This is a genomic window from Micromonospora sp. URMC 106, assembly GCF_051386395.1.
Lineage (GTDB): Bacteria > Actinomycetota > Actinomycetes > Mycobacteriales > Micromonosporaceae > Micromonospora.
In genome coordinates this window covers 42,536-48,740 of sequence record NZ_JBPQTP010000045.1, presented here as the reverse complement: position 1 = coordinate 48,740, position 6,205 = coordinate 42,536, and the positions used below count along the sequence as shown (strand labels likewise).

Sequence of the window (6,205 nt, the reverse complement as noted above, 5' to 3'; positions counted from 1 at the left end):
GGCCGGTCCGCACCCGGACCCGGGCGCCGTCGGGGAGCACCCCGCCCCGGCCGCGCCGTTGGAGAGCACGTCGACCACGACCGCGTCCGGCGGGTGGGCGCGCTGCTGGCGGTGCTGATGGAGCTGGCCGTCCGGGGGGTCAACATGAGCCGGATCGAGTCCCGGCCCACCGGGGAGGCGCTCGGCCGGTACGTCTTCTTCCTCGACTGCACCGGGCACGTGGCGGACGTACGGCTCGGGGAGGCGTTGCAGGGGCTGCGCCGGGTCTGCGCCGACGTGCGCTTCCTGGGCTCGTACCCCCGGCACCGCTGGACCCCGGCGGCGGGCGAGCGGCCGGTCCCCGCCCCGCCCGGCCTCTCGGACGCCGACTACGCCGACGCCGCCGCCTGGCTGGCCCGCCTCCGGGCCGGCGACCTCAGCTGACGACACCGCCCCCGCGCCACGGAGCCGGCTGGGCCGGGTCGGCGGCGCGGGGGCGGTGTGCGCGCGTGGCGGGTCAGCTGAGCAGGCCGCCGAGGAGGCCGCCCTGCTGCTCCTGGGTGCCGCTGCCCATGATCGGCGGCTCCTCGGAGGGCTGGACGACGACGAAGCCCTGACCGGCGAAGCTCATCGTGAACGCCTCGCCGGTGCGCCGGCCGAGCAGCGTGCCGAGGCCGAGCTGCTCCGCCCGGTGGTAGCCGGTCTGGAGGTTGGCCGACCAGCAGACGGCCGCCTGCGGGTCGACGTAGGTGGGAGCGTCGACGTTGAGCACCACGGGCGTGCCCTTGGTGGTGATGGCGATCCGGCCGTGACCGGTGAAGACGCAGTTGAACAGGCCCGACGAGGAGGCCATGCCCGCGCCGCCGACCATCCGGATGTCGTACTGGAGGGTGGAGTCGAAGGCCAGCACGCTGGAGCCGTTGATGGAGAGCGCGTCGCCGGGCTCCAGGTCGATGATGTGCACGTCCTTGGCGAAGTCGGCGAGGAAGACGTCACCCCGGCCGGTGACCTTCATCAGCGGAACGCCCTCGCCGGTCAGCTTCTGCTTAAGGAACTTGCCGAGCCCGCCGGAACCGAGCGCCTGGAACTGCACCTGCCCCTGGTAGGCAACCATCGACCCGACGCGGGCCATCGCCTCGCCGTTGAGTTCGATCTTCAACATCTTGGAGTTCTGCAGCCGCATGCCGGGCTGCGCGGACTCCTTCTCCAGGTTTTCGGCGGAGAAGAGCTCGCTGCGCATGGAAGTGCCTCCTGAAATCGCGATGCCTGGACCGACCGTAGGCGACCGTCGCAACCGCCGACCACCAGCCGACCGGCCCGGCCCGGACGCCGGTCGTCGCGCCCCGGGGCCTCCCGCCGGCCCGGCGTCGGCTCTGGCGCCCCGTCAGCCCCAGCCCAGCTCGTGCAGCCGCTCGTCGTCGATGCCGAAGTGGTGGGCGATCTCGTGCACCACCGTCACCGCGACCTCGTCCACCACGTCCTCGTCGTCGTCACAGAGGCGCAGGATCGGGTTGCGGTAGATGAGGATGCGGTCCGGCAGCACGCCGGAGTAGTCCCAGCCCCGGTCGGTCAGGGCGTGCCCCTCGTAGAGGCCGAGCAGGTCCTCGCCGGGGGGCGGGTCGTCCTCGACCAGGATCACCACGTTGCTCATCAGGGCGAGCAGTTCCTCGGGCACCTCGTCGAGCGCTTCGCCGACCAGCTCCTCGAAGCGCTCGCGGCTCATCTCCACCGGCACCCGCCCATTCTGCCCCGACGACGCGGCCGGTGCGGCCCGGTCAAGATCGGCGCGCCTCCACCGGGAGCGTGGCTCCCGGTGGAGGCGGACGCGGGTGGGTCAGGAGGCGAGGCGGGCGGTCAGGGTGATCTGCGCGCCCGGAGAGAGCAGCCGCGAGATCGGACAGTTCTCCTTGGCGGTCTCGGCGAGCTTGGTGAACTGCGCCTCGTCGATGCCCGGCACGTCGCCGACCGTGTCGAGCTCGATCCGGGTGACGGTCATTCCGGCGTCGGTCTTGTCCAGGTGGACCTTGGCGGTGGTCTCCACCGACGCGGGCGGCGAGCCGGCCTCGGCGAGCGCCTTGGAGAACGCCATGGAGAAGCAGCCGGCGTGCGCGGCGCCGATCAGCTCCTCCGGGTTGGTGCCCTCGCCCTCCTCGAAGCGCGACTTGAAAGAGTAGTTCCCCGCCAGCCCGCCCTTGCCGGTGCGGACCGTGCCGGACCCCTCGGTGAGGTTGCCCTGCCAACGTGCGGAAGCGGTACGGATAGGCATGCCACGACGCTATCCGAAAGGGCACCGACCGGCGACCGTTCACGCTCCGCGTCCTCGGGTGCGTGCTGTGTCATGATTTCGCTCAGGCCCGCGAACGCGGAAGGGTGGCCGATGTCCCAGGATCTCCCGATTCCCCGCCAGGACCACCGGTCCGACGGCACCGCCGTCGTGGAGTGGGGCGGGGCGGAGTCGGCCCCTCCGGGCCGGTTCGGGCGTACGCTCTCCGGCCTGGGCCGGGACCGCCGGCTGCCGTCGCTGCTCGCGGCGCTGGGCGCGGTGGCCGCCCTCGCCTCGATGCTCGGCGAGTGGCAGGTGATGACCATTCCCAACGCCGGCCCGCAGGGGAACACTCCGGTACGGGTGCCCGGCGGAGTCTCCGACATCGGCGGCTTCGGGGTCGGCTACCTGGTCGGGCTGTTGGCGTTGGTCTGCGCGGTCGCGCTCGCGCTGCGCGGCACCGCGACTGTGCGGCGCAACGTCCGGATCGCCGGTCTGACCCTGGCCGGGGCGCTACTGGCGCTGCTGACCGCGACCGCCGCCTCGCTCGACGAGGCGGGTCAGCGCGTCTTCTTCTACTCGACCGACGACGGGTTCCGGGTCGAGCACGGCCGGGGGTTGGTGGCGGCCTTCGTCGCCTGCGCGCTCTTCGCGGTAGCGCTGAAGCTGGCCCCGGCCGGCCCCCTCCCGCCGCCCGAGGAGGCGGCGGACGAGGCGGCGGACGACGGGGGCGAGGCGGAGCCGGTCGGCCTGCGCCGCCGCAGCCGCAGGGGCCGGGAACTGGAGGACGACGGCCCGCCCGCGCCGGCGGACCTCACCGTCGGGCCGGCCATCCCCTTCGCCCGCCCCGAGCCCCGGGACTGACCGGCCCCCGCTCGACGGTGACCGCCGGCCCCACACTGGCGGCCGCCAGCCGCGTTTCGCGGAGCCAGGCACGTCCCCACCAGCCGGATGGCCCGCCGTGCGCTGGGCTGCCGGGAGCGGGGCGCGCGGATGGACGCGGCACACCGGTCCACGCGGTCCCCAACGGACGCGGCACACCGGTCCACGCTTTCCCCCAACGGACGGGGCACACCGGTCGACGCGGTCCGCCGACTGGACGCGGCACACCGGTCGACGCCTTCCGCCGACTGGACGCGGCGCGTCGTCGGCTGCGGGCGCCGATCGATGTAAGGACGACTGTCGAGCTGATGTCGTAAACGATTCATCCACCAACCCGCCGCCGATGCCCGTCGCGCTACCGCCACCGCACCGCACCGCACCACCCACACAGCCGGCGCCCCCGGACCCACCGCCCGATACCCATCGCGCAACCGCCACCGCACCAACCGCACGGTCGGCGCGGTCTCTTGCTGTTCGCATCGCCCGCGTTGTGCTCGTTGTCGGCGCTATCGCACCGCCGGCGTCACCGCTGTCCACACCGCGCGCGTCACCCGGACCGCCTTGCCTCCGAGGTTGGTCGCCGATGATGTCGTAAACGATTCAGCTCGACAGCGTCGTGACAGGCATCCCTGCCGAGGTCTAGAGACTCTGCCCACAGGTCCGAAGAGCCGGGGACGGTGACGCCGGTCCCCCTCGGCACCGGCCGATCGTTCCGCACTCTTCAGGGGGCCGCCCAGCGGACCTCGCCGTCCACCATGTCGTCGGTGGTCCGCAGGCCGAGCCGCTCGGCCACCCGGGCGGAGGCCCGATGGTCGGGATGCACGTGCGCGACCAGCGCTCCGATGCCCTGCTCCGCCAGCCAGCCGACCATGCCGGCGGCGGCCTCGCCGGCGTAGCCCCGACCCTGGTGCGGCGCCACGACGACCCAGGCCAGCTCGGCGACCGGCCGGTCGCCGTCGAACCGCACGGTGGCCTGCACGGTGCCGATCGCGTCGCCGGTGTCCCGGTGCCGGACGACCCAGTTGAGCCAGCCCTCCCGGCCGTCCGGGGACCGCCCGGCCGCCTGCCGGCGGTAGCGCTCCCGCAGCTCGTCGGGGGTCGCCGGGCTGCCGCCGATGTACTCGTGCAGGGCCTCGTCGTTCAGGAGGGGGGCGAGTTCCTCGGCGTGGTCGACCCGAAGGGGTTCGAGCACCAGCCGCTCGGTCCCGATGACCTCCGCCACCGGCCAGTCCCGCTTTTCCATCCGCCCACCGTACGGCCCGCCGGAGAGCCCTGGACGGGGACACCGTCGGGCCGTCGTCCGTTGGCACCGCATTCGCCGAAACGCCATGGTTGCGACGTGCCGCGCGAGGTACGGTTGCTGCCCGCCGTCACTCAGGGTCGAGGCACCGACGACCGAAACGGCTGGTTGCGGCGGCGGCGGGCGAAGGAGGAACGATGACCCGCCCGGGCCTGCCCAAGCTGATCGCCACCGATCTGGACGGGACGCTCGTCCGCAGCGACGAGACCGTCTCCGCGTACACCCACGAGGTGCTCGACCGGGTGCGGGCCGCCGGGATCCCGGTGGTCGGCGCGACCGGCCGCGGACCCCGGCTGGCCGAGCTGACCCGCAACGACATCCGCGCCGCCGATTTCCTGGTGATGGCCGGCGGCGGCCGCGTGGTCGACCAGAGCGACCCGGCCGGGCCGGTGGTGCTGCGCGACGAGCGCCTCCCCGCCGAGGTGCTGGCCACGCTGCTGGCCGACCTGGAGGTGGCGGTCGGGCCGCTGACGGTGATGGTCGAGGCGTCGGACGAGCACGGCGCGCCGCTCTGGGGCGACTACCACCCGAGCTGGCCCTACCAGGACGCGTTCGAGGCGCGCAGCCGCGCCGAGTGCCTCTCCTGCGACGTGATCAAGGCGTTCGTCCGGACCGCCGACCACCACGTCGACGAGCTGCTCGCCGTCGCCCGGCAGGTCGTCCCGCCGGAGGTCGCCACGCTCACCCAGGCCGGGCTGGGCTTCGTCGAGATCTGCCCGCCGGGGGTGGACAAGTCCACCGGGCTGACCGTCGTGGCGCAGCGGCTCGGCGTCGACCCGGCCGAGGTGCTGGTCTTCGGCGACATGCCCAACGACCTGCCGATGTTCGCGTGGGCCGGCTGGGCGCGGGTCGCCGTCTCCAACGCCCACCCGACGGTCCGCGCCGCCGCGGACGAGGTGACGCTGCGGAACGACGACGACGGAGTGGCGGTGTACCTCGATCGGCTACTGTCCCGCTGATGGGAGAGGCACCTCGGCTGATCGCCACCGACATCGACGGCACCCTGCTACGGGACGACCGCTCGCTCAGCCCGCACACCGCCGACGTGCTGGCGCGGATCTCCGCGCGGGGCACGCCGGTCGTGCTGGTCACCGGCCGTCCGATCCGCTGGTTGAAACTCGTGTACGACCAGCTCGCCGAGCCCCTGCCGGCGATCTGCGCCAACGGCGCGGTGGTCTACGACCCGGTTGCCGACGAGGTGCTACGGGCCGACCCGCTCGCCCCGGAACTGCTGGCGGAGGTGGCCCGGCGGCTGCGCGCCGAGGTGCCCGACGTCAGCTTCGCGGTGGAGATCGTCGACAGCCGGCAGATGCGGCACGAGGCGCACTACCCGCTGCGCTGGGACGCCGACCACGGGGCGATCCGGGCGGTCGAGACGCCCGAGGAGCTGCTGGCGGCGCCGGCGGTGAAGCTGCTGGCCCGGGCCGCCGACCAGGACCCGGACGCGTTCGTCGCCCTGGTCGCCGGGGCGTTGGGCGGGCTGGCTGAGGCCACCCACTCGTCGTACTCGGGGCTGGTGGAGATCTCCGCCGCGGGCGTGACCAAGGCGGCCGGGCTGGCCTGGTACTGCGCCCGGATCGGGATCGAGGCACGGGACGTGCTCGCGTTCGGCGACATGCCCAACGACGTGCCGATGCTGACCTGGGCCGGGCGGGGGGTGGCGGTCGCGAACGCGCACCCCGCCGTCCTGGAGATCGCCGACGAGGTGACCTCGGCGAACTCGACGGACGGCGTGGCGACGTACCTGGAGAAGGTCTTCGGGGCGGGGTGACGGCCGGCCG

Annotated in this window: 7 protein-coding genes and 1 pseudogene; 4 read left to right on the top strand and 4 right to left on the bottom strand. The window is 73.6% G+C overall.

Annotation, left to right across the window (positions count from 1 at the left end):
• Positions 1–423 (top strand): annotated as a pseudogene (locus ACSNOB_RS16270) (prephenate dehydratase); the annotation flags it as partial.
• Between the two features lie 73 nt (positions 424–496).
• On the opposite strand, the gene ACSNOB_RS16265 reads toward ACSNOB_RS16270, so the two are convergent.
• The 3 genes from ACSNOB_RS16265 to ACSNOB_RS16255 form a co-directional block, all read right to left on the bottom strand.
• On the bottom strand, positions 497–1,219 hold the full coding sequence (locus tag ACSNOB_RS16265) for an AIM24 family protein (protein ID WP_436687400.1): 723 nt from the start codon (positions 1,217–1,219) through the stop codon (positions 497–499).
• Between the two features lie 144 nt (positions 1,220–1,363).
• Entirely contained in the window at positions 1,364–1,708 is a 345-nt protein-coding gene (locus tag ACSNOB_RS16260) for a metallopeptidase family protein (protein WP_393108652.1), read from the bottom strand.
• 105 nt (positions 1,709–1,813) lie between these two features.
• Positions 1,814–2,245: an OsmC family protein gene (locus tag ACSNOB_RS16255; protein WP_393108445.1), complete on the bottom strand. Its 432-nt coding sequence runs from the start codon at positions 2,243–2,245 to the stop codon at positions 1,814–1,816.
• A gap of 111 nt (positions 2,246–2,356) precedes the next feature.
• On the opposite strand from ACSNOB_RS16255, the gene ACSNOB_RS16250 reads away from it, so the two are divergent.
• On the top strand, positions 2,357–3,106 hold the full coding sequence (locus ACSNOB_RS16250) for a hypothetical protein (RefSeq protein WP_436687399.1): 750 nt from the start codon (positions 2,357–2,359) through the stop codon (positions 3,104–3,106).
• A 739-nt stretch (positions 3,107–3,845) separates the two neighbouring features.
• Here ACSNOB_RS16250 and ACSNOB_RS16245 read toward each other — a convergent pair.
• Positions 3,846–4,367: a GNAT family N-acetyltransferase gene (locus ACSNOB_RS16245; RefSeq protein WP_436687398.1), complete on the bottom strand. Its 522-nt coding sequence runs from the start codon at positions 4,365–4,367 to the stop codon at positions 3,846–3,848.
• 194 nt (positions 4,368–4,561) lie between these two features.
• Between ACSNOB_RS16245 and ACSNOB_RS16240 the strand changes: the two genes are divergently transcribed.
• A complete protein-coding gene (locus ACSNOB_RS16240) occupies positions 4,562–5,383 on the top strand; it encodes an HAD family hydrolase (protein WP_393108439.1) in 822 nt (273 codons plus the stop codon).
• Positions 5,383–6,195, top strand: a complete 813-nt coding sequence (locus tag ACSNOB_RS16235; RefSeq protein ID WP_436687397.1) for an HAD family hydrolase — start codon at positions 5,383–5,385, stop codon at positions 6,193–6,195. Before ACSNOB_RS16240 ends, ACSNOB_RS16235 begins: the two co-directional genes overlap by 1 nt.
• Positions 6,196–6,205: the final 10 nt, after the last annotated feature.

What these genes read in the sequence shown, in the direction of transcription:
- ACSNOB_RS16265 (WP_436687400.1), bottom strand. Translation starts at nt 1,219, where the DNA reads ATGCGCAGCGAGCTCTTCTCCGCCGAAAACCTGGAGAAGGAGTCCGCG.
- ACSNOB_RS16255 (WP_393108445.1), bottom strand. Translation starts at nt 2,245, where the DNA reads ATGCCTATCCGTACCGCTTCCGCACGTTGGCAGGGCAACCTCACCGAG.
- ACSNOB_RS16250 (WP_436687399.1), top strand. Translation starts at nt 2,357, where the DNA reads ATGTCCCAGGATCTCCCGATTCCCCGCCAGGACCACCGGTCCGACGGC.
- ACSNOB_RS16245 (WP_436687398.1), bottom strand. Translation starts at nt 4,367, where the DNA reads ATGGAAAAGCGGGACTGGCCGGTGGCGGAGGTCATCGGGACCGAGCGG.
- ACSNOB_RS16240 (WP_393108439.1), top strand. Translation starts at nt 4,562, where the DNA reads ATGACCCGCCCGGGCCTGCCCAAGCTGATCGCCACCGATCTGGACGGG.
- ACSNOB_RS16235 (WP_436687397.1), top strand. Translation starts at nt 5,383, where the DNA reads ATGGGAGAGGCACCTCGGCTGATCGCCACCGACATCGACGGCACCCTG.